At 49.6% G+C, this 25,993-nt stretch carries 25 protein-coding genes, 1 rRNA gene and 1 riboswitch; of the genes, 23 read left to right on the plus strand and 3 right to left on the minus strand.

Translation table 11 applies throughout. The features are described from left to right. Window positions 1-82 precede the first annotated feature (82 nt). From rrf to WG8_RS27325, 4 genes are all read left to right on the plus strand, one after another. A 5S ribosomal RNA gene (gene rrf / locus WG8_RS04040) occupies window positions 83-199 on the plus strand. A 200-nt stretch (window positions 200-399) separates the two neighbouring features. Further along, window positions 400-1,392: a ketoacyl-ACP synthase III gene (locus WG8_RS04045; protein ID WP_007428824.1), complete on the plus strand. Its 993-nt coding sequence runs from the start codon at window positions 400-402 to the stop codon at window positions 1,390-1,392. Window positions 1,393-1,519: 127 nt separating this feature from the next. Then, complete coding sequence (locus WG8_RS04050) at window positions 1,520-3,655, plus strand: DNA topoisomerase III (protein ID WP_007428825.1); 2,136 nt, start codon at window positions 1,520-1,522, stop codon at window positions 3,653-3,655. Between the two features lie 100 nt (window positions 3,656-3,755). Next, complete coding sequence (locus WG8_RS27325; RefSeq protein WP_007428826.1) at window positions 3,756-3,893, plus strand: hypothetical protein; 138 nt, start codon at window positions 3,756-3,758, stop codon at window positions 3,891-3,893. Between the two features lie 188 nt (window positions 3,894-4,081). Here WG8_RS27325 and WG8_RS04055 read toward each other — a convergent pair whose 3' ends face one another. After that, complete coding sequence (locus WG8_RS04055; RefSeq protein ID WP_007428827.1) at window positions 4,082-5,227, minus strand: type II asparaginase; 1,146 nt, start codon at window positions 5,225-5,227, stop codon at window positions 4,082-4,084. Between the two features lie 407 nt (window positions 5,228-5,634). Further along, window positions 5,635-5,763 carry a DUF4023 family protein gene (locus WG8_RS26210; RefSeq protein ID WP_007428828.1) on the minus strand — a complete coding sequence of 43 codons (129 nt, stop codon included), beginning with the start codon at window positions 5,761-5,763 and terminating at the stop codon, window positions 5,635-5,637. 195 nt (window positions 5,764-5,958) lie between these two features. Here WG8_RS26210 and WG8_RS04060 point away from each other — a divergent pair, with 195 nt between their 5' ends. The 10 genes from WG8_RS04060 to purF all read left to right on the plus strand — a co-directional run bounded on the left by WG8_RS04060 (window position 5,959) and on the right by purF (window position 16,748). After that, window positions 5,959-6,222 (plus strand): DUF1294 domain-containing protein, encoded by a 264-nt coding sequence (locus tag WG8_RS04060; protein WP_007428829.1) that lies wholly within the window; start codon window positions 5,959-5,961, stop codon window positions 6,220-6,222. A gap of 143 nt (window positions 6,223-6,365) precedes the next feature. Then, the gene (locus WG8_RS04065; RefSeq protein WP_043890767.1) at window positions 6,366-6,800 is read left to right on the plus strand and encodes a universal stress protein; all 435 of its coding nucleotides are present in this window, start codon (window positions 6,366-6,368) and stop codon (window positions 6,798-6,800) included. Window positions 6,801-7,146: 346 nt separating this feature from the next. Beyond that, window positions 7,147-7,248, plus strand: a riboswitch (purine riboswitch). Between the two features lie 146 nt (window positions 7,249-7,394). Next, a complete protein-coding gene (purE, locus tag WG8_RS04070; protein WP_007428831.1) occupies window positions 7,395-7,880 on the plus strand; it encodes a 5-(carboxyamino)imidazole ribonucleotide mutase in 486 nt (161 codons plus the stop codon). Next, window positions 7,877-9,058: a 5-(carboxyamino)imidazole ribonucleotide synthase gene (gene purK / locus WG8_RS04075; protein WP_007428832.1), complete on the plus strand. Its 1,182-nt coding sequence runs from the start codon at window positions 7,877-7,879 to the stop codon at window positions 9,056-9,058. Before purE ends, purK begins: the two co-directional genes overlap by 4 nt. Continuing rightward, window positions 9,055-10,353 carry an adenylosuccinate lyase gene (gene purB, locus WG8_RS04080; protein WP_007428833.1) on the plus strand — a complete coding sequence of 433 codons (1,299 nt, stop codon included), beginning with the start codon at window positions 9,055-9,057 and terminating at the stop codon, window positions 10,351-10,353. The genes purK and purB overlap by 4 nt, the downstream gene beginning before the upstream one ends. 825 nt (window positions 10,354-11,178) lie before the next feature. Next, the gene (locus WG8_RS04095) at window positions 11,179-12,060 is read left to right on the plus strand and encodes a phosphoribosylaminoimidazolesuccinocarboxamide synthase (protein WP_007428836.1); all 882 of its coding nucleotides are present in this window, start codon (window positions 11,179-11,181) and stop codon (window positions 12,058-12,060) included. Between the two features lie 61 nt (window positions 12,061-12,121). Further along, the gene (gene purS / locus WG8_RS04100; RefSeq protein WP_007428837.1) at window positions 12,122-12,367 is read left to right on the plus strand and encodes a phosphoribosylformylglycinamidine synthase subunit PurS; all 246 of its coding nucleotides are present in this window, start codon (window positions 12,122-12,124) and stop codon (window positions 12,365-12,367) included. Window positions 12,368-12,371: 4 nt separating this feature from the next. Then, window positions 12,372-13,061, plus strand: coding sequence for a phosphoribosylformylglycinamidine synthase subunit PurQ (gene purQ / locus WG8_RS04105; protein ID WP_007428838.1), 690 nt, complete (start codon window positions 12,372-12,374; stop codon window positions 13,059-13,061). Continuing rightward, window positions 13,039-15,282: a phosphoribosylformylglycinamidine synthase subunit PurL gene (purL, locus tag WG8_RS04110; RefSeq protein WP_007428839.1), complete on the plus strand. Its 2,244-nt coding sequence runs from the start codon at window positions 13,039-13,041 to the stop codon at window positions 15,280-15,282. The genes purQ and purL overlap by 23 nt, the downstream gene beginning before the upstream one ends. After that, the gene (gene purF, locus WG8_RS04115; protein WP_007428840.1) at window positions 15,267-16,748 is read left to right on the plus strand and encodes an amidophosphoribosyltransferase; all 1,482 of its coding nucleotides are present in this window, start codon (window positions 15,267-15,269) and stop codon (window positions 16,746-16,748) included. Before purL ends, purF begins: the two co-directional genes overlap by 16 nt. A 374-nt stretch (window positions 16,749-17,122) precedes the next feature. Here the strand turns inward: purF and WG8_RS27040 are convergent, their stop codons facing one another. Beyond that, window positions 17,123-17,353, minus strand: a complete 231-nt coding sequence (locus tag WG8_RS27040; RefSeq protein WP_007428842.1) for a hypothetical protein — start codon at window positions 17,351-17,353, stop codon at window positions 17,123-17,125. Window positions 17,354-17,479: 126 nt separating this feature from the next. On the opposite strand from WG8_RS27040, the gene purM reads away from it, so the two are divergent. The 9 genes from purM to WG8_RS04165 all read left to right on the plus strand — a co-directional run bounded on the left by purM (window position 17,480) and on the right by WG8_RS04165 (window position 25,916). Continuing rightward, window positions 17,480-18,520, plus strand: coding sequence for a phosphoribosylformylglycinamidine cyclo-ligase (purM, locus tag WG8_RS04125; protein WP_007428843.1), 1,041 nt, complete (start codon window positions 17,480-17,482; stop codon window positions 18,518-18,520). Beyond that, the gene (gene purN / locus WG8_RS04130; RefSeq protein ID WP_007428844.1) at window positions 18,520-19,134 is read left to right on the plus strand and encodes a phosphoribosylglycinamide formyltransferase; all 615 of its coding nucleotides are present in this window, start codon (window positions 18,520-18,522) and stop codon (window positions 19,132-19,134) included. The genes purM and purN overlap by 1 nt, the downstream gene beginning before the upstream one ends. A 106-nt stretch (window positions 19,135-19,240) precedes the next feature. Further along, window positions 19,241-20,788 (plus strand): bifunctional phosphoribosylaminoimidazolecarboxamide formyltransferase/IMP cyclohydrolase, encoded by a 1,548-nt coding sequence (gene purH / locus WG8_RS04135; protein ID WP_007428845.1) that lies wholly within the window; start codon window positions 19,241-19,243, stop codon window positions 20,786-20,788. Window positions 20,789-20,887: 99 nt separating this feature from the next. Then, on the plus strand, window positions 20,888-22,153 hold the full coding sequence (purD, locus tag WG8_RS04140; RefSeq protein ID WP_007428846.1) for a phosphoribosylamine--glycine ligase: 1,266 nt from the start codon (window positions 20,888-20,890) through the stop codon (window positions 22,151-22,153). Window positions 22,154-22,300: 147 nt separating this feature from the next. After that, complete coding sequence (locus WG8_RS04145; RefSeq protein WP_007428847.1) at window positions 22,301-22,978, plus strand: TetR/AcrR family transcriptional regulator; 678 nt, start codon at window positions 22,301-22,303, stop codon at window positions 22,976-22,978. Between the two features lie 104 nt (window positions 22,979-23,082). Next, window positions 23,083-23,940, plus strand: coding sequence for a substrate-binding periplasmic protein (locus WG8_RS04150; RefSeq protein WP_007428848.1), 858 nt, complete (start codon window positions 23,083-23,085; stop codon window positions 23,938-23,940). A gap of 84 nt (window positions 23,941-24,024) precedes the next feature. Next, entirely contained in the window at window positions 24,025-24,672 is a 648-nt protein-coding gene (locus tag WG8_RS04155) for an amino acid ABC transporter permease (protein WP_007428849.1), read from the plus strand. Window positions 24,673-24,686: 14 nt separating this feature from the next. Beyond that, entirely contained in the window at window positions 24,687-25,436 is a 750-nt protein-coding gene (locus tag WG8_RS04160) for an amino acid ABC transporter ATP-binding protein (RefSeq protein WP_007428850.1), read from the plus strand. Window positions 25,437-25,490: 54 nt separating this feature from the next. Further along, entirely contained in the window at window positions 25,491-25,916 is a 426-nt protein-coding gene (locus WG8_RS04165) for an OsmC family protein (protein ID WP_007428851.1), read from the plus strand. Window positions 25,917-25,993 lie beyond the last annotated feature (77 nt).

The following is a 25,993-nucleotide window of genomic DNA, read 5'->3' on the forward strand; positions in this document are numbered from 1 at the left end:
ACGAAAAACGCATTGAAATTCATTCACACGGTATGTGATGAACCGAGTTTCAATACGGAAGAATTTGCAAGGCGAATTCATGTTTGGTGGCGATAGCGGAGGGGTTCCACACGTACCCATCCCGAACACGACCGTTAAGCCCTCCAGCGCCGATGGTACTTGGACCGCAGGGTCCTGGGAGAGTAGGACGTTGCCAAGCAATAAGTAAAAAGAGTCATGATCTTAGAAGATCGTGGCTCTTTTTTTTTGCGTTGAAAGCCATGAAAATTATATATTTAAAGAAATAAGTGCAGATTAAGATTAACTCATCATAATGCCAGCAAATTTAAAATAAATTAGTACCAGGTATTAGTATCTGGTGTTATAATATAATTAGGATTACAAAGGAGAGTGATCAGATTGTTGAATTCAAAAGCAAAGCTAACGGCTCTTGGCACTTATGTACCTGAGCGCATTTTAACGAATGCTGACCTGGAGAAGCTTGTGGATACTAGTGATGAGTGGATTGTACAACGAACGGGTATGCGTGAACGGAGAATTGCAGCTGAAGATCAATATGTCTCTGATTTATGTATACAAGCAATTACACGTATGATTAATCTTTATAACGTAAATATAAACGATGTTGACATGATTATTGTAGCGACGAGTACTCCTGATTACTACTTTCCAAGTACGGCCTCACGTATTCAGGCTCATTTCAATATTCCGGATACAGGGTCGATGGATGTTAGTGCAGCATGTGCAGGGTTTGCCTATGGACTTCATTTGGCAAATGGACTTATTACGAGTGGTCTGCACCGTAAGGTGCTAGTGGTCGGAGCGGAAACGTTATCCAAAATTACGGATTATACGGATCGGACGACATGTGTACTTTTTGGAGATGGAGCAGGTGTGGCACTGGTTGAATACAACGAGGATGAAGGATCATTTTTGGCTGCGGATATAGGAACCTACGGCCAAGGGGGAGCGCATCTTTACCGGGCAGGATTATCTAATTACCTTGATGGAGAGAAGCTGCAAGATCATGGATTTATCGCTCAAAATGGACGTGAGGTTTATAAATGGGCCGTTCGCTCCGTTCCAACAGGAATCGAACGTTTATTGAATCAGGCTGATATGAAGAAGGAAGATCTCGACTGGTTTGTACCTCATAGCGCTAATTTGAGAATGATCGAGTCCATATGTGAAAGAAGCATAATACCATTGGAGAAGACACTGACAAGTGTAGAGTTTTATGGCAATACATCGGCAGCGTCTATCCCGTTAGCTTTACAGTGCGGTTTGGATGATGGACGTTTACGGCATGGACAGCATGTCATTTTATATGGATTTGGAGGCGGTCTGACATATGCGGGTCTGCTACTAAAATGGAGTGTGCCTGATTTGTAAGATGTCCTAACCAATGTAAAAGCAATGCGAATAGTATGTACAAGCATGTAAAAAAGAGCCGTTGACTTAGATTTATCGTAGGATGGCAGGATGGTATAATTAATGCTATGAGAGAAAGGAGCGTAACATGAAGGTATTGGTATTGGCAGAAAAACCATCCGTAGCCAGAGAGATTGCACGTGTGATGGGCAGCCGTGAGAAGCATAAAAGTTATATAGAAGGACCCAAGTATGTGGTGACATGGGCATTGGGGCATTTGGTCGGCTTAGCAGAGCCAGAGGATTACGATTCTAAATATGCATCCTGGAATTTGGAGGACTTGCCGATTCTTCCAAAGAGCTCGAAGCTAAAGGTACTGCGTGAAAGCAATCATCAGTTCAAAGCTGTACAGCAGCTTATGAAGCGGCAGGACATAGGTGAGCTTATTGTGGCAACAGATGCTGCTCGTGAAGGAGAACTGTTGGCGCGTTGGATTATACAAATGGCAAACTGGAAAAAGCCTTTCCGGCGCTTATGGATTTCTTCGCAGACAGATAAGGCGATCAAGGAAGGCTTTGCAAAGCTATTGCCTGGTCAGCAGTTTGATCGTTTATATGAGTCGGCTCGCTGTAGGGCTGAAGCAGACTGGATGATTGGTCTCAATGTGACCCGTGCATTGACTTGTCGGTATAACGCGCAGCTTTCGGCTGGAAGAGTACAGACTCCAACGCTGGGGATGATCATGGAACGTGAGAAAGAAATTACCCAGTTTCGATCTCAGGAATATGATACGTTGACAGCAGATTTTGGCGACTTTCAGGCAGCTTGGCGGGCAGAAAACGGGGATTCGCGTATGTTCGACCGTACGCAAGCAGAGACTTTGCGCCGTAGACTGGAGGGAGCCAAAGGCACGGTTGTCAGTGTTAAAAAGAGTGAAAAGAATGAGCCACATCCATTGGCTTACGATTTAACGGAACTGCAAAGAGACGCTAACCAGCGCTATGGCTTTTCCGCCAAACAGACATCCAATGTGCTTCAGCGTCTGTATGAACAGCATAAGCTGGTCACCTATCCACGTACAGACAGTCGCTATTTAACCTCCGATATGGTAGGTACCCTTAAGGAAAGGCTCAGCAGCGTAGCCGTAGGCCCGTATGCATCCTTGGCACGCCCGTTGCTGCGCAACAATCTGCTGATCACAAAGCGAATTGTGGATGACAGTAAGGTCACGGATCACCATGCAATTATTCCTACAGAGCAGACCTTGCTGCTTAATCAGCTAAGCCCGGAGGAACGCAAGCTGTATGATCTGATTGCACGCCGTTTTATCAGTCTATTCTATCCGCCTGCACGTTATGACGCTGTAGCGGTATCGGTCACGGTAGAGCAGGAGACGTTTCAGGTCAAGGGCACAACTATAAAAGATAGTGGTTGGCGGGCTGTATATGACGGAAGCCATTATGAAATGGACGATGAAGAAGCAGAGGATCGGGAGAACACAGAGCGTGACGTTATTTTGCCTGAACTGAAAAAAGGAGATGCCGTCCGCATACAGCGTTCCCTTGTGCGAGCTGGGCGGACGATGCCTCCAAAACGATACACGGAAGCGGCCTTGCTGGCCCAGATGGAGAAGCATGGACTAGGTACTCCTGCTACCCGCGCCGATCTGATCGAGAAGCTCGTCAGTTCGGATACGATTGAGCGCCAGGGGAACGTGATGCATCCCACAGGAAAAGGCAAGCAGCTGATCGAGTTGGCGGCTCCGCAGCTTCGAACGCCTGAGCTGACGGCACGTTGGGAAGCGGAACTGGAACGAATCGCGCGTGGTCAGGGGAAACCGGAGCCGTTTTTGAACTCTATTCGTGCTATGGCGAAAGAACTGGTTTCCACTGTAAAAAATAGCAGTGCCGAATATAAGCCTCATAACGTGACAAACAGTCATTGCCCGAATTGTGGTACAAAGCTGTTGGAGAAGAAGGGCAGACAGGGCAAGTTTCTGGTATGTCCAAGCACGGATTGTGGTTACCGTCGTGCAGGGGAAAAACGTTTGTCGAACCGGCGCTGCCCGCAGTGTCATAAGAAGATGGAAATGAAAGAAGGCAAAGCGGGACTGTATGTAAGATGTTTGCCCTGCGGCATTACCGAGACGCTGGATAAGGACAAGCAACGGGTAAACAAACGGGAACAGCAAAAGCTGGTAAGGCAATATGAAAAGCAGGAATCTTTTGGTTCGAGCTTGGGAGATCTGCTAAAAGCAGCTATGGATCAAAAGCAGGGCAAGTAACGGAAAGCCAAAAAGTAGATGTAAGCTCCACCCATAGCAGGTGCACGTCGGTATAAAAACGCTCACTCCTTGGCATGGTAAGCCGAGGAGGTGAGCAATTATGCCAAAGCATAAGTCGCTTAAAATCAATAATCAGCAAAATAAATCAAGTATACTGGAGGAAGAAATCGCTCCTCATCCAGAGAAGCAGGCCAAATATCCTCCAAGCCTTAATGGAATTCCCAAGCAGCGGGCTTGAATCGCTGAATAGGCGGGCTGGGCAAAATAGTTTGTATGGGTTTGGAAATTAAATTTCGGTGGAGCAGTCTCTGATATCCGCCACGATCAAGCGACAAAAAGCAGCAGTTACGGTGATATCTACACCGTAACTGCTGCTTTTTTGTTGAGAAGGGTGCTAGTTATTGTCTTGCTTTGGGATGACTATTCTCAGTATTCATTGAAGAAGGACTGAATTTGGTTAACATCATGTGTTTGGGTCAAAGCGAGCATGAGCAAAATCCGTGCTTTTTGCGGATTGAGTGAATCGGTGGAAACAAAGTTCGATGCCGCGTCTTTCGTCGATGGAGATACGACTCCACTTCCTACACGGGTGGAACGGGCGATAATGACTCCTTTTTTGCCAGCAGCCTCAGCACCTTCTCTAGAGGCTTTCGACAAGGAGCCATTCCCGGAACCGGCTACAACGATCCCTTTGGCACCAGCTGCTACGGCTGCATCATACAGATAGCGACCGTTGTTTTGATATTCGTATAAAATATCTACCTGTGGAAGCTCGGTCAGATTGGAGATGTCGAATACGGAAGCAGTTGTATGCTTACGTACAGATTTATTATAGTAATACACTTGATCTCCGACAACAGCTCCCAGATATCCCTGTTCCACGGACTTGAACGTATCTACTGTGGTCGTATTTGTTTTGCTGACGTATCTTGCTGAACCAATACGATCATTCAGCAGTACGAGTACGCCTTGACCTTTGGAGCTTGAAGCCCCGGCGACTTTCACAGCATTGTAGAGGTTAAAAGGTCCATCGGCGCTGATCGCTGTAGCTGGACGCATAGAGCCAACGACCACTACAGGCTTATCGCTTTTGACCACAAGATCCAGGAAATAGGCGGTTTCTTCCAATGTATCAGTACCGTGTGTAATCACGATTCCATCAACGTCATCTCTGGCAAGCAGTTCATTGGTGCGTTTGGCAAGCTTTAAGAGGATGTCGTTATTCATATCGGTGCTGTCTATGTTTACGATCTGTTCACCGCTGACGTTTGCAATACTTTTCATCTCAGGAACAGCCTTAATCAAGGCTTCAACACCTAGTGAGCCTGCTTTGTAGCCTGTTGTATCGGTATTGACGGCTGACGAGCCTGCAATGGTTCCTCCGGTAGCAAGTATTTTGATGTTGGGCAAATGATTGGCTTGCGGCTTTTCAGATTTGTCTGCAGTCGTAGAGACAGAAGCAGGTGCAGTCGTGCTGGTGGCTGCTGCCGTAATGTTCGTAAATCCGCCACTCCATAAAGTACTTCCGATAATAAAGCTGGCCAACAGGGGAATCATCGTCATTTTTTTCATGTTTGTATAAAGCTCCTCTCCAATGTCAAAATCTGAATTGAAATGATAGATTAACTGACAAAAAAATGCCGAATTGCGTTAATGTCACGAATTATAAGGGGTGTAAATGTTTTTAGTCAATATATGTGTTATAAAACGTGACATTAAAATTTATTTTCTAAAAATGTAATCGCTTTATTATTACATTTTATCTGATTTTTGCATAGAGTTCATTTCGTGGGGAGAGAGGTTTTTTTTGGCTTCATGCAAATTGCAAAAACAGCAAGCAGATATCCCAAAAGGAGCCTGCTTGCTGTTTCGATGGAAGCTATAACAACCAGTTTGTCTTAATTCATCAAAGGAAGCTACAAGGTTAAGTGGATTGGATGCGTTAATAACATAGTTCTACAGCTTAGGAAGAGCCCTTGTCAGGGATTTTTGGTATGCTGTTTGGTTGGCAGGCTGGCACTGGGAGTTCCTTTTCCCCGTTTACGGTTGTGCTCTGCCTTTTTTGCATTTTCTCGCAGTTTTTCAACGTATTCATGGGTGCTTTCCATGGCGGTTCCTCCTTTGAAACAAAATAGATGTTGTCGAGGACTTTCCTCATACCACATTACTATATCCGCCAAAGCGCTTTTCCAGTCAGAAGAAGATTGTTTCTGTAAAAGGGGTGAGGGTATAATGGGAGGAGAACGTTATATAAGGACTAACTAATACCTGAGTGGGTACAGTGTGCAAAAGGGGGAGAGACATTGCAGACAGGCTTGTTCGTATGGCTGCTGTTTATCAATGCAGTAGGCTATCTGGTAATGTCGGAGGATAAAAAAAGAGCGCGCAAGCATCGTGATCGGGTGCCTGAACGGACGCTGTTTTTGCTGGCCCTGATCGGAGGCGCATTGGGCGTGCTAATTGCGATGTACCGCAAACGCCATAAAACACGGCATATAAGCTTCAGACTCGGTATTCCTGCGTTGCTATTCATTAACGCATTGCTATATGGGTATTTTTTGCGGTAAAGCCGGGGTTTAGGTTCGTATAGAAATGTTTAATGATGAGTAAGGCGGCTATTCCAGCGTCCACGAATGTATTGTGCAAGCGTGCAAAGGAATACATATTTCTGGATTGGATTTAACAAACTGAACAGGAAGAGGTGTATATGATGCTATTCTCAAAAATATTGCTTGCTTATGACGGTTCGGATGCGGCCAATAAGGCTTTGCTGAAGGCGGCTGAATTAATCAAGGCATCACCGTCCTCGAAGCTTGAGGTTATAACGGCATTTGATTTCCCGCGAATTTTTATGGGTGAAGGCTTAGCTCCAATCCCGGCTTCGATGAATAAAGAATATTACGATTTGGCGGAGCAGACTACGGATGAAGCTAAAAAGCGGCTTGCTGAGCAAGGCGTAGATGCCAAGGTGGAGCTGATTCAAGGTTCGCCAGCCGAAGTTGTTTTGGATTATGCCAATGAAAATGGCTTTGATGTGATTGTAATCGGCAGCCGCGGCTTGGGTGGTATTCGTGAATTTGTATTGGGCAGCGTGAGTCACAATGTAGTACAGCATGCGCGTATTCCTGTGCTGGTTGTTAAGTAACAGAATAAAAAGAGTAAAAGTCGGATTACTTTCTGTTCAGGAAGTACCGACTTTTTTTCTGCATAGTGTGAGTGTTCGCTGATATGAGTTCAAGGCAGAGAGTTGGCTAAATGTGCCGCTGTTGTCAGACTCTTAGGCGTATAAGCGTGTTGATTTTGTAAAACACGAACATTCAATTGGATGATTTTAATAATGTTCGTTTTCAAGTTGACATAGGGTGTAGGGAATTGTTAAACTATGAAGTGTATTGTCGATAAAAAATGAACTTTAGGCGCAATTTAATAAGGTACACATGTTGGAGCCGAAACCAATCACGATGATGCTAGGAAAGTATATCGTTTGGGATGAAGTAGGCACAATGCTGACTCGTATAATGCCGGGGATATGGCCCGGAAGTTTCTACCTGGAAACCTTAAATTTCCGGACTACGGGAGACATACGGCTTAAGCCGCATTGGTGCGGTGGAACGGGCTTGCTTTTGGCATGCCTTTAGGAGCTCTGTCGTTTGTTTTTTCGTAGTCCGGTGTCTTGAAAATAACGTTATTTTCGAGTGCCGGATTTTTGGCGCTTATTGATAAACAGGGAGTGAAGGACATGTCAGTGCAGGTCGCTGTCATTATGGGCAGCACATCAGACTGGGACACCATGCAACATGCATGTGCTGTGCTGGACGAGCTTGAAATCGCATATGAGAAAAAGGTAGTCTCAGCCCATCGTACACCGGATTTGATGTTCCGTTTTGCAGAGGAAGCCGCCGGGCGCGGATTAAAGGTTATTATTGCCGGAGCGGGTGGGGCTGCTCATCTGCCGGGAATGGTGGCTGCGAAGACATCTTTGCCAGTCATCGGCGTGCCTGTCCAGTCGAAGGCACTGAATGGTCTGGACTCTCTGCTCTCGATTGTGCAGATGCCAGGCGGTATTCCCGTTGCCACCGTGGCAATCGGCAAGGCAGGTGCTACAAATGCAGGATTGCTGGCAGCACAAGTATTAGGCGCTTTTGACGAAAAGATAAGCCAGCGGGTCGTAGCAAGACGCGACCGTATCCGTGATGAGGTGCTGGAAGGCAGTGATTCGCTATGAATGAGGCATGTGAGCCTGCAGGACGCGTCCGTCCTCCGGGGACAAGGATTGGAATTTTGGGAGGCGGGCAGCTGGGCAGAATGCTTGTGCTGGCGGGAACCAGCCTGGGGTATCGCTTTGTGACGCTGGACCCGGCACCGGATAGTCCGTGTGGACAGGTGTCGGAGCAGATCCGCGCAGCCTATGATGATGAGCATGCGGCCAGAGAGCTGGCCGGGTGGTGCGATGTGATCACGTATGAGTTTGAAAATGTGGATGCGGGTGTAGCCGCGCTGTTGGAGCGAGAATCCAGTGTACCGCAAGGCAGCAGTCTTTTGTACACAACACAGCATCGTCTGCGTGAAAAACGTGCTATTGAGGCGGCTGGCGTTCCGGTAGCTCCGTATCGTGAAATCAATAGTGTTACGGAGATGGTTCAAGCGGTAGCTGAACTGGGTGTACCGTGTGTGCTCAAAACGACTGTTGGCGGTTATGACGGCAAGGGTCAGGCGGTCATCCGCCAACCAGAGGAAGCTGTAGCTGCCTACGAACGATTGGCGGGTAGCGGTGCGGAACTGGTGCTGGAGCAGTTTATTCGTTTTCGCTGCGAAATATCGGTTATCGTCGCACGTAGCACGAACGGCGAAGCCAAAGCCTTTCCACCTGCGGAAAACATTCATGTGAACAATATTTTGCACACGTCGATTGTACCTGCTCGCGTGCCGGAATCGGTGCAGGAGGAAGCATGCAGGCTGGCGCTGGCTGTGGCCGAGTCTTTGGGTGCGGTAGGACTGCTCGCTGTAGAAATGTTTGTGGCCGAAAATGGACAACTGTACGTCAATGAGCTGGCCCCGAGACCGCATAACTCCGGTCATTACACGATGGAGGGCTGTGCGACGTCGCAATTCGAGCAGCACATACGTGCGATTTGCGGCTTTTCGCTGGGCAGCACGAAGCTGCTGACTCCAGTGGTCATGGTCAATGTGCTGGGTGAGCATCTGGAGGATGTGGTTCAGCGGTTTGCACAGCCAGATGCCGAAGCTGAACGATTGGATGTTGTACCCAAGCTGCACTTGTATGGAAAAAGTGAAGCCAAACCAGGCCGAAAGATGGGACATATTAATCTACTGTGCCAGGATGCGGAGCAAGCGCTGGAATGGATTGAACAAACCAATATTTGGGGGAATGGAAAGTCATGATCGAACGCTATAGCAGACCGGAAATGAGAGCAATTTGGACGGAAGAAAATAAATTCAAGGCATGGCTGGAAGTAGAACTGTGTGCCTGTGAAGCTTGGGCAGAATTAGGGGTTATTCCGAAAGAGGATACCGTGGCTCTGCGCAAGAATGCAAGCTTTGATATTGACCGGATCTATGAAATTGAGCAGGAAACGAGACATGATGTCATTGCCTTTACCCGTACGGTGTCTGAAAGCCTGGGCGATGAGCGCAAATGGGTACATTATGGCCTGACCTCCACGGATGTGGTAGATACCGCACTGGGCTACCTGCTGAAGCAGGCGAATGAAATTCTGGAGCGGGATATCTTGAATTTTATCGAAATTTTAAAGGAAAAAGCATTGGCTTACAAGCATACACCGATGATGGGCCGTACGCATGGTGTACATGCCGAGCCAACCACATTCGGATTGAAGATGGGCTTGTGGTACGAGGAAATGAAACGCAATCTGGAACGTTTCCGTTATGCTGCTGATCAAGTGCAATACGGTAAAATGTCCGGTGCAGTTGGCACCTACGCCAACATTGACCCGGCTGTAGAAGCGTTTGTATGCAACAAGCTGGGCACCAAGCCTGCCCCAATTTCTACACAGACGCTCCAGCGTGACCGTCATGCTGAATATATGGCGACATTGGCGTTGATCGCTACATCCTTGGACAAATTTGCTACAGAAGTCCGCGCACTGCAAAAGAGTGAATTCCGTGAGGTGGAGGAAGCCTTTGCCAAGGGCCAAAAAGGTTCTTCCGCGATGCCGCACAAACGCAATCCGATCGGCAGCGAAAATATCTCCGGTCTGGCACGTGTGATTCGCGGGCATATGGTATCTGCCTACGAGAACGTAACGCTGTGGCATGAACGCGATATTTCGCATTCTTCTGTGGAGCGTATTATTCTGCCGGATGCAACGATGCTGTTGAACTATATGCTGAACCGTTTTGGCAATATCGTGAAGAATCTGACGGTCTTCCCTGAAAATATGAAGCGCAATATGGCGCGTACGTATGGCGTACCATTCTCTGGCCGTATTATGACGAAGCTGATCGACAAGGGCTTTAGTCGTGAAAAAGCGTACGATACCGTGCAGCCGCGTGCGATGCAGGCATGGGAGGAGCAACGCCAGTTCCGCGAAATCGTCGAAGCAACTCCGGAAATTACCGCCGTGCTGAATCCCGAGGAAATCGAGGATGCGTTTAACCCGGCCTGGCATCTGAAGAACGTAGATACGATCTTTAAAAAGCTGGGATTAGGGGAGTAGGAGGGAAGGTTGGCGCGTGGAGAGGCCGCTGCGCGAACGGATCATTCTTCCGATTGCTGTTGCCCCTGGATTCCTGGATTGGAATAAACCCGTAAAGGTTGGAATCCAGGGGCAAAGGCAAGCGCTAACGCTTCTCCAGAACGATTCCGTCCGCTCCGCTGCAATCCAGCACCAACCCTCATGTGGGAGCAGAACTAGGGAAGGTGCGGCACATAAGATGCCGCTCCGCTCCAAGAGCGATAGAAAAGCCGTGTTCCACTGCTTTTCTATCGCAAGCAACCGTTCCTGAAAGGACTGCCGAATTTGCGCAGCAAACAGACAGCAGTCCTTCCAGGAACGCAGAAGGCTCAAGAGGCGAAGCCTTGAGCCACCACGAAGGTGCGCAGTCGCAGCACATGCGCACAACAGGCGAAGCCTGAATGCTCGGCGGCATGACGTGCCGAGCTGCGGTCCCGGGCCGAGGGCAGGCGCTTGTCATGCTGCCAAGTAGGCTTACGGCCCCGGGCCGCGGAGCCAGGCGACATGCGAAGCCGCCAGCCGAGGTCGAGCCAAGCGGCGTATAACTTGCCGCTTAGATCTAGCAACGCTGATACGGCACCGTGCACGTAAGAACGTCGCCCTACACCAACGTAAAAGCGTTGCTGGATGAGGGCTTGTGCCACAAGCCTTCATCCAGCGAAACGCGCTCACCCCACCGTAGCCCCAAAATAAACGCCCCATCCCGCTCACCGCCAACCCTTGCGGGAGTCCCGAGGGCAGCAGCCCTGGGGGTCCTCCCCGAGGGGAGGATTTAGGAGGGGACAAGGTTTGAGGAGGAAGTTGTAAATGTCATTGTCTACCGCTGAAGGTCTGATCCATGCGCCGCTTCTATACAAAGGCAAGGTGCGTGAATTGTATGATCTTGGAGAGCATTTTCTGATTGTCGTGACGGACCGGATTTCGGCTTTTGATTACGTGCTGGAGCCACCCGTGCCGGAAAAGGGAAATGTGCTGAATAAGCTTAGCGCTTTCTGGTTTGAGCAGACGAAAGACTTGCTGGAAAACCATGTCGTGCATACCGATGTGAACAAGCTCGGGGATGTCATCGACGAACAGAATAAAGAGCTGCTGAAGGACCGGGTCATGGTCACGCTGAAGGCTGAACGTATCGATATCGAGTGTGTGGTGCGCGGATATATTACCGGAGGCGGCTGGCGTCAGTATGAGCAGACCGGTGAGGTAAACGGTATTCCATTGCCGGAGGGGCTGCGCAAGAATGAACGTTTTCCCAAGCCTTTATTTACACCGGCTGCAAAAAACGACGTCGGACACGACGAGGATATTTCCCTAAACCAAATGAAAGAACTGATCGGGGCTGAACTGACAGATGAGCTTGAAGAAAAAAGCTTGGCATTGTATGAGTTTGCGCGTGCTTTCTGTGAGAAGCGGGGAATTATTTTAGCCGATTGCAAGTTTGAGTTTGGTCTAATTAACGGAAAGGTGATTTTGATTGACGAAATTTTTACCCCGGATTCATCGCGTTTCTGGGCACAGGAAAAGTATGAGCTGGATGTGGAGATTGACAGTATGGACAAGGAGCCGGTACGAAGCTATTTGGCATCATCCGGTTGGGACAAGAACAGCAAGCCCGATCCGTTGCCCGCTGAGGTTGTAGAAGAAACAACTGCAAGATATACGGATATTTGGCGGCGTCTGACGGCACAGTAAATAGTAATCATTGATTTAAAACCAATAGGATTCATCCATTCGGAGGAGGAACTGAAGGAACATGATGAAAGCAACGGTCTATGTCACAATTAAACAAAGCGTTTTGGACCCGCAGGGAGTTGCGGTGCAAGGCGCACTGCATTCGATGGGCTTCGGAGAAGTTGATAGCGTCAGAATTGGTAAGTATATGGAACTGAATCTGGATACAACAGACCGCGAGAGTGCAGAGAAGCGCGTCATCGAAATGTGCGAAAAGCTGTTAGCCAATACGGTCATTGAAGACTACCGCTACGAACTGGAGGGCTAATTCCATGAAATTTGCAGTTCTGGTTTTTCCGGGCTCCAACTGTGATATTGACTGCTATAAGGCGATAGAGGACACGGTCGGTGAACCTGTCGATTATGTGTGGCATACTGCGACGGATCTGTCGCCTTACGATTGTATTCTTGTTCCGGGGGGCTTCTCCTACGGAGATTACCTGCGTTGCGGCGCGATTTCCCGGTTTGCTCCGGTAATGAAGGAAGTAGCCAAAGCGGCTGCCGAGGGCAAATATGTTTTGGGGATTTGCAACGGTTTTCAAATTTTGACCGAAGCCGGTCTGCTGCCGGGTGCTTTGCGCCGTAATCTGTCAATGAAGTTCCGTTGTCATGATACGGTATTGAAGGTTGCGAATAACGATACGCCTTTTACAAAAAATTATGCTGCCGGTGAAGAGATCGTTATTCCGATTGCACATGGTGAAGGCAACTATTACTGTGATGATGAGACGCTGGCTCGCTTGCAGGCGAATAACCAGATCGTATTTACGTATAAAGATAATCCCAACGGTTCCGTGACCGATATCGCGGGGATTTGTAATGAGCAAGGCAACGTACTGGGCATGATGCCCCACCCGGAACGTGCGGTGGACGCATTGCTTGGAACGGATGACGGCAAACGTATGTTTACATCTATTTTGAACGCTTGGAGGGATCGTCATGGCGCAGCAAGTGTCCGCTAAGGAACCGACGGCAGAGCAGGTTGCCGAACATAAACTGTATCAGCAGATGGGTGTATCGGACAGCGAATATGCGTTGATCTGCGAATTTATGGGACGTCAGCCGAATTATACGGAGATTGGCGTATTCAGTGTCATGTGGTCAGAGCATTGTGCTTACAAAAACTCCAAGCCGCTGTTGCGTCGTTTTCCGACGAGTGGTCCACGAGTGTTGATGGGACCCGGCGAGGGCGCAGGGATTGTAGATATTGGTGACAACCAGGCGGTTGTGTTTAAAATCGAAAGCCATAACCATCCGTCGGCTGTAGAGCCTTTTCAAGGGGCAGCGACTGGGGTAGGCGGCATTATCCGTGATATTTTCTCCATGGGCGCAAGACCTGTAGCGGTGTTGAACTCCCTGCGTTTTGGCAAGCTGGAGAGCGATCGTGTGAAATATTTGTTCGAGCATGTGGTATCCGGTATTGCGGGCTATGGAAACTGTATCGGTATTCCAACCGTAGGCGGCGAGGTTGTATTTGATGAAAGCTATGAGGGTAATCCGCTCGTCAATGCGATGTGTGTTGGACTGATTGATCATGATAAAATTCAGCGCGGTGTGGCAAAAGGGGTCGGCAACCCGGTGTTTTATGTGGGGCCCCCGACAGGCCGTGACGGAATTCATGGAGCGACCTTCGCATCGGTTGAGCTGACAGAGGAATCCGAAGCGAATCGGACTGCGGTTCAAGTAGGCGATCCATTTATGGAGAAGCTGGTCATGGAATCATGTCTGGAGCTGATCGACAGCGGTATTGTACTGGGTATTCAGGATATGGGCGCAGCGGGACTTACCTGCTCCAGTGCCGAAATGGCAAGTAAGGCGGGCAACGGTCTTGAGCTGTATCTGGATCAGGTACCGCAGCGTGAAGAAGGCATGACGCCTTATGAAATGATGCTGTCCGAATCACAGGAGCGCATGCTGTTCGTGGTTGAGCCAAAGGACGAAGCACAGGCGCTTGAAATTTTCGAGCGTTGGGGCGTCATTTGTGCCAAGGTCGGCAAGGTGACGGATGACGGTCGTTTGCGTTTGTTCCATCACGGTGAAGTGGTGGGGGATATGCCAGTGACGGCGCTGGTAGACGAGTGTCCGATTTACGACAAGCCTTCCGAAGTTCCTGCTTATTATGAGCAAAATGCTGCCGTTGACACATTGCGTTACCCGGAAGTGACCGATTTGAACGGTGCGCTGAAAAAGGTGCTTTCATCGCCAAGTGTAGCCAGCAAGAAATGGGTATACGAGCAGTATGACTACATGGTTCGCACTAGCACAGCCGTTCGTCCGGGCTCGGATGCAGCTGTAGTGACCGTACGCGGCACCCGCAAGGGACTTGCGATGACCACGGATTGTAACGGACGTTATGTATACCTTGATCCAGAGGTAGGCGGACGGATTGCAGTCAGCGAAGCAGCGCGCAACATTGTATGCTCCGGCGGTGAGCCTTTGGCGATTACGGACAACCTGAACTTTGGCAACCCTGAAAAGCCGGATATTTTCTGGCAAATGGAAAAAGCCGTGGACGGTATGGCAGAAGCTTGCCGTATACTGGATACCCCTGTCATCGGGGGCAATGTCAGCTTGTACAACGAAAATGCCAAAGGTGCGATCTATCCGACGCCTGTTGTCGGTATGGTGGGACTGGTACATGATACGGATCACATTACAACCCAGGGCTTTAAAGCAGAAGGCGATGTCATTCTCCTGGTGGGAGAAACGAAGGCCGAGCTGGGAGGCAGTGAGTTCCAGGCTGTCGTACACGGTGTCTCCGAGGGACGTCCGCCTGAGCTGGATTTGAACGTAGAGAAAAACCTGCTGACTGCAGTACTGGGAGCGATCCAGGCCGGATTGGTTCAATCCGCGCATGATCTGGCAGAGGGTGGATTGGCTGTAGCCCTTGCGGAATCCGGCATTAGCGGCGGATTGGGAGCGCAGATTAACGTGGAAACGTCTTTGCGTCCTGACCATGCTTTGTTCAGCGAAAGCCAATCTCGCATTTTGTTATCCGCATCGCCGGATAAGGCGTCTGCACTGGAAGCACATCTTCGTGGCTTGGGAGTTCCGGTTACCGTATTAGGTACGGTTGAAGGAACACAATTGACAGTTGAGGTGAACGGACAACCCGCTTTGAACGAGGCAGTCGCCAGCTTGAAGCAAATCTGGGAGGATGTCATTCCATGTCTGATGAAATAACAGCACGGACGTTGTGGACTGGAGATTATTATAATGAAGGCTCTGGTAAAGAGGGGCTGTTTGATAAATTAAAAGAGGAATGCGGCGTGTTTGGTGTATACCGACACTCCGATGCGGCTTCTCTAGCCTATTACGGATTGCATGCGCTCCAGCATCGCGGGGAGGAGAGCGCAGGCATCTGTGTAAGCAGTGGGGATGAGTTCCATTATCACCGCGGTATGGGCCTTGTTAAAGAAGTGTTCAATAAAGATTTGCTGGCTTCGCTGACAGGCGACATTGCCATCGGGCATGTACGCTATTCGACAAGTGGAGACAGTAAGCTGACGAATGCCCAGCCCTTGGTGTTCAAATATCGTGATGGCGATTTGGCGGTAGCCACGAACGGTAATATCGTAAACGCCTTGCAAATCCGGCAGGAGCTGGAGCAGGGCGGATCTATTTTTCAAACAACCAGCGATACAGAGGTCGTCGCGCATTTGATCGCCCGGTCGTCCAAGGATTTGGTGGAGGCTGCCAAGGATGCATTGAAACGCATTGTCGGTGGGTTCGCCTTCCTTATTATGACCAACGACAAGCTGCTGGTTGCTTCTGATCCCAATGGCTTGCGTCCGTTAACGATGGGCAGGCTGGGAGATGCTTATCTGTTTGCTTCCGAGACCTGTGCTCTGGAAACGATTGGAGCAGAGCTGTTGCGCGATATCGAACCGGGTGAGCTGCTGGTTCTGGATAAAAATGGCTTGCACGAAGACCGTTACACGGAAGAGAAGCAGCGTAAAGCGCTGTGTGCGATGGAGTATATTTATTTTGCTCGTCCTGACAGTGATTTGAACGGGGCTAATCTTCATGCCGCACGCAAACGGATGGGCAGCCAACTGGCTTTGGAAGCTTTTGTCGATGCGGATTTGGTGACCGGGGTACCGGATTCCAGTATTTCGGCCGCGATTGGTTATGCCGAGCAGACAGGTATTCCGTATGAGCTAGGCATGATTAAAAATAAATACACCGGACGTACGTTCATCCAGCCAAGTCAGGAGCTGCGTGAGCAGGGTGTGAAAATGAAGCTGAGCGCTGTACGCCGTGTTGTTGAAGGTAAACGCGTCATTATGATCGACGATTCCATCGTCCGGGGCACTACGTCCCGCCGAATCGTGAATATGCTGCGAGATGCGGGCGCACTGGAGGTGCATGTACGTATTACCTCGCCGCCATTCAAAAATCCGTGCTTCTATGGCATTGACACGCCGGATCGTCGGGAACTGATCGCTTCTTCCAAAACCGTCGAGGAAATTCGTCAAGAGATTAACGCCGATTCGCTCTACTTTATGAGCGCCGAGGGCTTGATTGCCGCTGTAGGTGGACATAACGAACAGGATTATAAAGGCGGTCTGTGCCTGGCCTGCTTCGATAACGATTATCCGACCCAAGTCGATTTCAAAGGCGAAGAAAAGTTCGGATGTAGTTGTTAAGAAAAGGGAACAAAAGAGATACAGGCGGTGCATGGTGGAGGTGAAGGTGGTTCTGAGGGGGCCACTCCGCGTGTGGAAGGTTCTTCCGATCGCTGTTGCCGCTGGATTCCTGGATTGGAATAACCCCTTTCAGGGTTGGAATTCAGCGGCAAAGGCGAACGCTTTCGCTTCTCCAGAATCCTTCCACCCGCTGCGTTTCTCAGTTGTGCATCCCTTTGCAGCAGAACCTGTACCTCTTCTGTTCCCACGGGGAAGAGGATAGGAAAAGCAGCTAAAAACTCAGGGCATAACTATTTCATGCTATGAGTTTTTAGCGGAGCGGTGACTCGTAAAGAGCCACCCTGCTCTTTAAGGTTGAGCCAGCGAAGCGAGGCTCAATAGCAGGCAGGGCGAAGCTGCCTGCCCCAAAGGGCAAAGAAGTAAGCCGCCCGTTGGCGCCGCTCACTTCTTTGCCCGGCACGTCCCCGCCTTTGCGAAGCAAACAGCCCGGGACGTGCCCCGCCGCCGCTGCGAAAGGCGGCAAACGCAGCAAAGCGTGTCCTTGTCATTTGCGGGAATAACCCGCAAATGACAATGGAAAACACGCGACTCACAGCACGAACCATACACCAAGCAGCACCCAACCCTACGCATCTGACCGACTCTTGAGGGGTCCAGGGGGAGCAGCCCCATGGAATCCTCCCTGTTAGGGAGGACTTAGGAGGGTCAATCATTTGAAGGAGTGTTCATGAATGTCCGAAGCATACAAAAATGCAGGAGTAGATATCGCTGCCGGTAATGAAGCAGTAGAACGGATGAAAAAGCACGTCAAGCGTACCTTCCGTCCCGAAGTGCTGACCGATTTGGGCGGATTCGGTGCGCTGTTCGGCCTGAATAAGGATAAGTACGAGGAGCCTGTACTCGTTTCCGGTACGGATGGAGTCGGCACGAAGCTGAAGCTTGCTTTCGCGATGGATCGCCATGACACCATTGGCATTGATGCGGTTGCGATGTGTGTGAACGACATTGTCGTTGGGGGCGCAGAGCCACTCTTTTTTCTTGACTACCTCGCCTGTGACAAGGTTGTACCTGAGAAAATCGAAGCCATTGTCGCCGGAATTGCCGAAGGCTGCCACCAATCAGGTTGTGCGCTGGTCGGCGGCGAAACCGCAGAAATGCCAGGCATGTACAGCGATGGTGAATACGATATTGCCGGATTCACTGTCGGCATTGTGGACAAGAGCAAAATCATTAACGGCAGCTCGATTGCTCCCGGAGACACCGTGATCGGACTGGCCTCCAGCGGAGTGCACAGCAATGGATTCTCACTGGTTCGCAAGCTGTTGTTAGAACAGCAAGGGTATAGTCTGCATGATGAAATCGAAGGCTTGAACGGGAAGCTGGGCGATGTACTGCTGGAGCCAACAAAAATCTATGTGAAATCCGTTTTGGCATTGCTGGATAAGGTAAAAGTAAAAGGCATGGCGCATATCACAGGTGGCGGTTTTATCGAAAATATCCCTAGAGTGTTGCCGGATCACGTTAATGTGGATATACAATACGGCGCTTGGCCGATTTTGCCAATTTTCCAGCTCATGCAGGAAAAAGGCGCAATCTCCAACAAAGACATGTTTACAACCTTTAATATGGGGATCGGATTGGTCATCGTTGTAGGGCAAGAGGATGCGCAGGCTGCATTGAATGTACTGAAAGAGCAAGGCGAGGATGCTTATGTGATCGGGAAGGTAACGGAAGGCAGCTCTATCGTGACCTTTACGGGAGCTGAGGTGTAATGAGCAGCTACCGGGTTGCTGTTTTTGCGTCAGGCGAGGGAACGAATTTTCAGTCATTGGTAGATGCGGCTGCGCGTGGAGAACTGGGCGGCGCATCTATAGAACTGTTAATCTGCGACAAGCCTGCGGCTCCTGCTGTAGCCCGAGCAGAGAAAGCCGGGATTGCTTGTCATACGTTTCGACCCAAGGAATATGCTTCAAGAGAAGACTATGAGCGTGAACTGGTGGCTCTGCTGAAGCAGGAATCGATTGATCTCATCGTGTTAGCAGGCTACATGCGCCTGTTATCCAGTGTTATGGTCGATGCTTACGCCGGAAAAATCATTAATATTCATCCGTCACTGCTTCCTGCATTTCCTGGGAAAGATGCTGTCGGACAGGCGCTGGCCTATGGAGTCAAAGTCAGTGGGGTCACCGTTCATTTTGTCGATGGAGGTATGGATACCGGGGCGATTATTGCCCAGCGTGTGGTAGAAGTACACGATCATGCTACAGCGGATACGCTATCTACAGCTATTCAATCCGTGGAACGCCAGCTCTATCCGGAAGTGGTTGGCAGACTGGCTCAAGGCAAAATTCATTTGGATGGTCGCAAGGTAGTTTCACTTCTCTAAAGGTGATTGTAATTTGTCATATCATTGTCATATCAAGAATGCTGTATAAGCATTTTCCGATATTTCTCGGGAAATAAATTGATAAAGAGCTAAAGGAGGAGACAGGGTGACTATTAAAAGAGCACTCGTTAGTGTATCGGACAAACGGGGGATCGTGGAGTTTTGCCGCGAGTTGTCCAAATTAGGTGTGGAGATCGTTTCGACAGGGGGAACGAGCAGCTTGCTGTCGAAGGAGGGTATTCCTGTTATCGGTATTTCAGAGGTAACGGGATTTCCTGAAATTATGGACGGGCGTGTTAAAACGCTCCATCCTGCGGTACACAGCGGCTTGCTGGCTGTTCGGGATAATGAAGAGCATCAGCGGCAGATGAAGGAGCTTGGCTTGGGTTATATTGATCTGGTCGTTGTGAATCTGTATCCTTTTGCGGAAACGATCGCCAAACCCGGTGTAACCTACGAAGACGCAATTGAAAATATCGACATCGGCGGTCCAACCATGCTGCGTTCTGCGGCGAAAAATCATGCTTTTGTCAGTGTGGTAGTCGATGCCGATGATTATGGCACCGTACTGGAGGAAATCCGTAAGGATGGAGATACGGAGCTGAATACCCGCAAGCGTTTGGCAGCAAAGGTGTTCCGTCATACGGCTGCATACGACGCTTTGATTTCTGATTATTTGTCGAATGTGACAGGCGAGCCTTTGCCTGAGCGTTACACGGTAACCTATGAAAAAATTCAGGATTTGCGTTATGGCGAAAATCCGCATCAGCAGGCGGCTTTTTATCGTCAGCCGCTCGCAGCGAAAGGTACACTGACAACAGCGAAACAGCTTCACGGTAAGGAGCTGTCCTACAATAACATCAACGATGCGAACGCAGCACTGCAAATCGTCAAAGAATTCAGCGAACCCGCCGTGGTGGCGGTGAAGCATATGAATCCTTGCGGCGTGGGAATCGGCGGCAGCATCTATGAAGCGTACAGCAAGGCGTATGCGGCTGATCCAACCTCCATTTTTGGCGGTATCGTAGCGGCTAACCGGATTATTGACGGCGATACAGCGAAGAAGCTGAGCGAAATCTTCCTGGAAATTGTACTGGCACCGGGCTTTACGAAGGAAGCACTGGAGATTTTGACGAAGAAGAAAAATATCCGCTTGCTTGACTTAGGTGAGATTTCCCCGTCTCAACAAGCGGAGAGCCGTTTTGTTGTAACTTCGATTGAAGGCGGCATGGTCGTGCAGCAAAATGACATTCACGCGGTAGACCCGGACGCTCTTACAGTCGTAACGGAGCGTGCGCCATCCGAAGAAGAATTGAAACAGCTTTTGTTTAGCTGGAAAGTGGTTAAGCATGTGAAATCCAACGCTATCGTGTTAGCGGCAGACAATATGACCATTGGCGTGGGCGCGGGGCAAATGAACCGTGTCGGAGCGGCCAAGATTGCCATTGAGCAGGCTGGAGAAAAAGCAAAGGGCGCGGTGCTGGCATCTGACGCATTTTTCCCGATGGGCGATACGCTGGAGCTGGCAGCTAAAGCAGGTATTACAGCAGTTATTCAGCCGGGCGGCTCCATCAAGGACGAAGAATCCATCAAGGTTGCTAACGAATACGGCATTGCAATGGTCTTTACAGGCGTGCGTCACTTCAAGCACTAATTTGCATTAGCTGAGGATGCAGCAGCATTTTCACACCTGAGGATTTTGCAAAAATCCTGGACCTGAATGATCATCATGGAAGCGGGAGGAATTACCAGAATGGATATTTTGGTTATCGGAGGGGGCGGCCGCGAGCATGCAATTGTGTGGGCGTTGAAGAAAAGCCCCAAGGCCGGGAAAATCTACTGCGCGCCGGGCAATGCCGGCATTGGTCAATTGGCGGAGTGCGTTCCGATTCCGGTAAGTGAATTTGACGCGCTGACAGAGCTGGCGGAAGCCAAAAAAGTCGGGCTGGTCGTGGTTGGCCCCGATGATCCGTTGGCCGACGGCATTGTGGATGCCTTTGAAGCGAAAGGTATTCCCGTATTCGGGCCGCGTAAAAATGCAGCAGAAATCGAAGGCAGCAAAATCTTCATGAAGGATTTACTGCACAAATACCATATTCCGACAGCCACCTATCGCAAGTTTTATACCTATGAGGAAGCACATGCCTACTTGAAGGAACAGCCGATTCCAGTGGTCATCAAGGCAGACGGACTGGCAGCCGGCAAAGGGGTAACGGTTGCCTACTCGATGGAGGAGGCAGACAAGGCTCTGTCCGATATTATGGTAGCGAAGGTGTTTGGAGAAGCGGGTGCACAGGTCGTGATCGAGGAATTTCTGGCTGGACAGGAGATGTCTATTCTCTCCTTTGTGGACGGTGAAACGGTTCGGCCGATGGCAGCGGCGCAAGACCACAAGCCGGTTTTTGATGGGGATAAAGGGCCGAATACCGGAGGTATGGGCACCTATTCACCATTGCCACACATAGCCAATTCCATTATTGAAGAAGCCATCGAGACGATTATTAAGCCGACGGCCAAGGCGATGGTTGCTGAAGGACGCCCATTCCGGGGTGTTTTATTTGCCGGACTGATGATTTCGCCGGACGGCAAGCCGAAGACGATTGAGTTTAACGCGCGTTTTGGTGATCCGGAAACACAGGTTGTACTGCCGCGTCTACAATCCGATCTGCTCGATATTTTTCTTGCGGCCGTGAACGGCACGCTGGATCAGGTGGAGATTGAGTGGAAGGATGAAGCGGCGGTGTGCGTGGTGCTGGCTTCCGGGGGCTACCCCGCTGCCTACGCCAAAGGTATACCGATCCACGGACTGGACCAGGCAGACGAAGCCATCGTGTTCCATGCCGGAACAGGCATCAATGAGCAGGGTGAGTGGGTAACGAACGGCGGACGCGTATTGGGTGTGGTCGGCTTGGGACGTGATATTGCCGAGGCACGGGACAAGGCTTATGAACAGGCGGCACGCATTACCTTTGAAGGCAAGCATAACCGTACGGATATTGCAGCAAAAGCATTGCTGTAGCAGAGCTTTATAAAAAAAAGAGGGTCTCTTCGGAGGGTCTCTTTTTTTGTTGTACGCAAAGTATGGAACTTGTTTGACAAAAGTATACTTATCCTATAGGATTAAAAATAAAAACTGACTGACTGATCAATCGGGAGGAGGAAACCTATGCTGCCACGGAAGGCGAAGCAGTCCAAAACCGTCGCGAATGAGCAATCAGCTGACCGTGCTGGAGAAGAAACAGACCGCAGAACACAGCTTCTCCACATTGCGTTGAAGCGATTCGCTGAGCACGGGTACCATCAAACGAAGATTTCAGATATCGTGGTGGAGGCTGGAGTAGCCCAGGGCACGTTTTATTGGCATTTTAAAAGCAAAGAGGCATTGGCACTGGAGATTATTGCTACAGGTCGTGAACAGCTGCTGTCAGCGATAGGACAGGGTTATCGTCGCGATGCGGGAACGCTGGCTGATATGGTTAAGGCTTCCGAAGCGCTGTTTGTCCGTTTATTTGATTTTGCATTGGAGAACCGCCATCTGATGGGCTTGCTCCTGAGTGGCAGCGGCGTCGATGAACCAGTGCGCCAGAGTATCCGCGAGACAAGAATCGCAATGGAGCTGGCATTCCGGCGCAATATGGAAAGAGCGATCGAGCTGAACATGCTGCCTGCCGAGCTGGATGTTGAATTACGGGCGGCATTACTCATGAGTATGATCGAGGGAATCATTACACGCTGGTTATTCGGTTCCGAGGGAACACATGACCATATGATGCAGGCAACAGCTAAAAGATTGGCGGCAGAGGCGGCCAGCTTTGAATTTTACGGATTGTTAGGTCAAGGCTAGATGGTCAATATCGCATGAATTGGCAGTAGGCGACAAATAATATAGTCAAATTACACATATGCACTCAATCATTTACATCCAGACAGGACAGGAGAGAACGATTTATGAAAACACGTAAAAGAGGGTTCTTGGTAACGACACTGATGGCTTTGGCATTGTTTAGCCTTGTGCTGAGTGCTTGCGGAACGAGACAGGATGCTTCCGGCACCAGTAATGGAGCGGGCAGCAGCAATGAGGCAGCGGGGAATCAACTGGAAGCGATCAAGAAGGCTGGCGTGATCAAGGTCGGCATGATGGGGACCTACCCGCCCTACAATTTTTTGAATGATAAAAAAGAACTGGACGGGTTTGATGTGGATATCGCCAAGGAATTGGCGAAGCGGATTGGCGTGAAACCGGAGTTCACGGCACAAGAATTTTCCGGGCTGATTCCAAGCTTGCAAAAGAAAAAATTCGATGCGGTGATCAGCCAGGTTACGATTACAGAGGATCGTAAAAAGGCAATTGACTTCACAGAGCCTTATATCACAAACCATGTAAACATTATCGTCAATAGCAAAACTAATGATATTACCAAGCTGGAGGATTTCAAAGGCAAAACCATTGGTGTCGGCCTGGGGACGAATGATGAGTCTTATCTGCGTAACGAAGTGCTGCCAAAGGTAGGCGATTTTGAGATCAAAACATATGATGATGTCATTACTTCCTTAAAGGATCTGAACTCTGGCCGCATTGACGCAACCATTAACAATCTGTATGCACTCAAGCCTATCGTCGACAAAAATGGCTTCCAGATTAAAGCGGTAGGTGAGCCAATTAAATCCGACCAAGCAGGTGTAGCTATTAACCAAAATTCGCCTGAGCTTAAAGAAGCCTTGAACAAGGCTCTGAAAGAAATGAAGGAAGACGGCACCTATAAAACCATCTTCAAAAAATGGTTCGGCGAGGAGCCAAAAGAATAACGCAAGCCTGTAAAGGGCGTCTGGCTCCGGTTCTGGCTTTATGCTGACACGGAGCCACTCGTCTGAAAGAAGGGAATATAACCGATGCTTGAATTAATGTGGGAAAATGTCCCTTTTTTGTTGAAGGGCGCTTATTATACGCTGTATATTACGATTGTTTCTATGTTTTTTGGCTTAATCATTGGTTTGATTGTGGCTGTCGCCCGGCTGAAGGGGAATCGCCCCGTCCGATGGCTGGCACGCAGCTATGTATCTATCATTCGGGGGACACCCGTTTTGGTACAGATTGCGGTTATTTATTACGGGTTGGATGATTACGGAATATCGTTTGGGTCTCTGACGGCTGCTTGTCTTGCACTCAGTATTAACACCGGGGCTTACTTGTCAGAGACATTTCGCGGAGCTATTTTAGCTGTCCCGCAGGGGCAGACCGAAGCAGCCTATGCAACGGGCATGTCGCCCGGCCAAACGATGTGGCGTATCATTCTTCCACAAGCGGTACGTATTGCGATTCCACCGATGGGGAACACGTTTGTTGGCATGCTGAAGGAAACGTCGCTTGTCTCGTTCATCGGGGTTAGTGAATTAATGCGACAGGCACAGCTTTTACAGGCGCAGTATTTGCTCTACATGCCGTTTTTGCTCGAAATTGGCCTGATGTACTGGATTATGAGCATTGGATTCTCCGCTATACTGGAGCGGGTGGAAAAGCGTCTGGCTCGAGCTTATTAAGGTGGAGATGATGGATGATGATAACAACAAACGGATTGGGGAAACGATTCGGACAAGTAGAGGTTCTGAAAAGCATTGATTTTCAGGTGGCCGCTCGTGAAATCGTCGTGTTGCTTGGTCCGAGCGGCTCGGGTAAAAGTACCTTGCTGCGTTGCTTGAACGGATTGGAGGAACTGACTTCCGGCAAATTTGAGGTAAACGGGATCGGGGTCGATGCCACCGCTCCTCTTCGTACACGTCAAGCAGCTATTCGTGACATTCGCAGACAGACGGGCATGGTGTTTCAGCAATTCAATTTGTACCCGCACAAAACCGCCATCGGCAATGTCATTGAAGGATTGGTAACGGTGAAAAAAATGCCGCGCGACCAGGCCATGTCCATCGGACAACGGTTGCTGGAGCGTGTGGGTTTATCAGATAAGCAGGATGTGCATCCTGCGCGTTTGTCCGGTGGGCAGCAGCAACGGGTAGCCATTGCGCGTGCGCTGGCGATGGACCCGGCGATCATGCTGTTCGACGAGCCGACATCGGCGCTTGATCCCGAACTGGTCGGGGAAGTGCTGAGCGTCATGCGGGAGCTGGCTCAAGAGGGAATGACGATGGTTGTCGTCACCCATGAGATGAAATTTGCCCGTGAAGTGGCGGACAAGATTGTATTTATGGCAGACGGTGTTATTTTGGAGGAGGCTGCACCACAGGCATTTTTTGAGGCGCCTCGGCACGAGAGAACACGAAAATTTTTGCGCCAGATTAGTGAGTTTTGAGACAAGAATGACGGCTGATTATAGATGATTAAATGAGAAAGAAGGCTTTTAATTATGAAAGTATCTACAACTTGGCATGGCAAACGGGCGTTTACTTCGGAGGGACCATCCGGTTATTCGGTTGGAATGGATGCTACGGCTGCTTATGGCGGTGATGGTAAAGGTATGACACCAATGGAGCTGCTGCTGGCGGGTCTGGCGGGGTGTATCGGTATTGATATCACGATGATTTTGGACCGTTTCTTGTCGGACATTACCCGAATTGATATTGACGCAGAAGGTACGCGCAAGGAACAAATGCCGACAGGCTTTACAGCGATTGATCTGACATTCCATGTAGATGGAGATATTCCGGATTACCGCGTGTGGAAGGCGATTCAGATGGGCAAGGAAAAATATTGTGCAGTATCCGACTCCTTAAAAGCGGACATTCGTATGCACCTCATTTTGAATGGAGTAGAAGTACCGCAACCAGCATAAGTGCGGGAGGCCAATAAGGAGAGTCAGTAAAGAGAGTCATTATAAAGAGAGCCAGCCTGTGTCATGTATAGGCTGGC

It is taken from the genome of Paenibacillus sp. Aloe-11 (assembly GCF_000245715.1).
GTDB lineage: Bacteria > Bacillota > Bacilli > Paenibacillales > Paenibacillaceae > Paenibacillus > Paenibacillus kribbensis.

Excerpts from the sequence above, each read along its gene's own strand:
- purL (WP_007428839.1), top strand. The coding sequence starts at position 13,039 with ATGGCGCAGCAAGTGTCCGCTAAGGAACCGACGGCAGAGCAGGTTGCC.
- WG8_RS04065 (WP_043890767.1), top strand. The coding sequence starts at position 6,366 with ATGCTATTCTCAAAAATATTGCTTGCTTATGACGGTTCGGATGCGGCC.
- WG8_RS27040 (WP_007428842.1), bottom strand. The coding sequence starts at position 17,353 with ATGGTTCGTGCTGTGAGTCGCGTGTTTTCCATTGTCATTTGCGGGTTA.
- purK (WP_007428832.1), top strand. The coding sequence starts at position 7,877 with ATGAATGAGGCATGTGAGCCTGCAGGACGCGTCCGTCCTCCGGGGACA.
- purB (WP_007428833.1), top strand. The coding sequence starts at position 9,055 with ATGATCGAACGCTATAGCAGACCGGAAATGAGAGCAATTTGGACGGAA.
- purQ (WP_007428838.1), top strand. The coding sequence starts at position 12,372 with ATGAAATTTGCAGTTCTGGTTTTTCCGGGCTCCAACTGTGATATTGAC.
- WG8_RS04155 (WP_007428849.1), top strand. The coding sequence starts at position 24,025 with ATGCTTGAATTAATGTGGGAAAATGTCCCTTTTTTGTTGAAGGGCGCT.
- WG8_RS04165 (WP_007428851.1), top strand. The coding sequence starts at position 25,491 with ATGAAAGTATCTACAACTTGGCATGGCAAACGGGCGTTTACTTCGGAG.
- purM (WP_007428843.1), top strand. The coding sequence starts at position 17,480 with ATGTCCGAAGCATACAAAAATGCAGGAGTAGATATCGCTGCCGGTAAT.
- purF (WP_007428840.1), top strand. The coding sequence starts at position 15,267 with ATGTCTGATGAAATAACAGCACGGACGTTGTGGACTGGAGATTATTAT.
- WG8_RS04050 (WP_007428825.1), top strand. The coding sequence starts at position 1,520 with ATGAAGGTATTGGTATTGGCAGAAAAACCATCCGTAGCCAGAGAGATT.
- WG8_RS27325 (WP_007428826.1), top strand. The coding sequence starts at position 3,756 with ATGCCAAAGCATAAGTCGCTTAAAATCAATAATCAGCAAAATAAATCA.
- WG8_RS04150 (WP_007428848.1), top strand. The coding sequence starts at position 23,083 with ATGAAAACACGTAAAAGAGGGTTCTTGGTAACGACACTGATGGCTTTG.
- purE (WP_007428831.1), top strand. The coding sequence starts at position 7,395 with ATGTCAGTGCAGGTCGCTGTCATTATGGGCAGCACATCAGACTGGGAC.
- purS (WP_007428837.1), top strand. The coding sequence starts at position 12,122 with ATGATGAAAGCAACGGTCTATGTCACAATTAAACAAAGCGTTTTGGAC.
- purN (WP_007428844.1), top strand. The coding sequence starts at position 18,520 with ATGAGCAGCTACCGGGTTGCTGTTTTTGCGTCAGGCGAGGGAACGAAT.
- WG8_RS04160 (WP_007428850.1), top strand. The coding sequence starts at position 24,687 with ATGATGATAACAACAAACGGATTGGGGAAACGATTCGGACAAGTAGAG.
- WG8_RS04145 (WP_007428847.1), top strand. The coding sequence starts at position 22,301 with ATGCTGCCACGGAAGGCGAAGCAGTCCAAAACCGTCGCGAATGAGCAA.
- WG8_RS26210 (WP_007428828.1), bottom strand. The coding sequence starts at position 5,763 with ATGGAAAGCACCCATGAATACGTTGAAAAACTGCGAGAAAATGCAAAA.
- WG8_RS04055 (WP_007428827.1), bottom strand. The coding sequence starts at position 5,227 with ATGAAAAAAATGACGATGATTCCCCTGTTGGCCAGCTTTATTATCGGA.
- WG8_RS04095 (WP_007428836.1), top strand. The coding sequence starts at position 11,179 with ATGTCATTGTCTACCGCTGAAGGTCTGATCCATGCGCCGCTTCTATAC.
- purD (WP_007428846.1), top strand. The coding sequence starts at position 20,888 with ATGGATATTTTGGTTATCGGAGGGGGCGGCCGCGAGCATGCAATTGTG.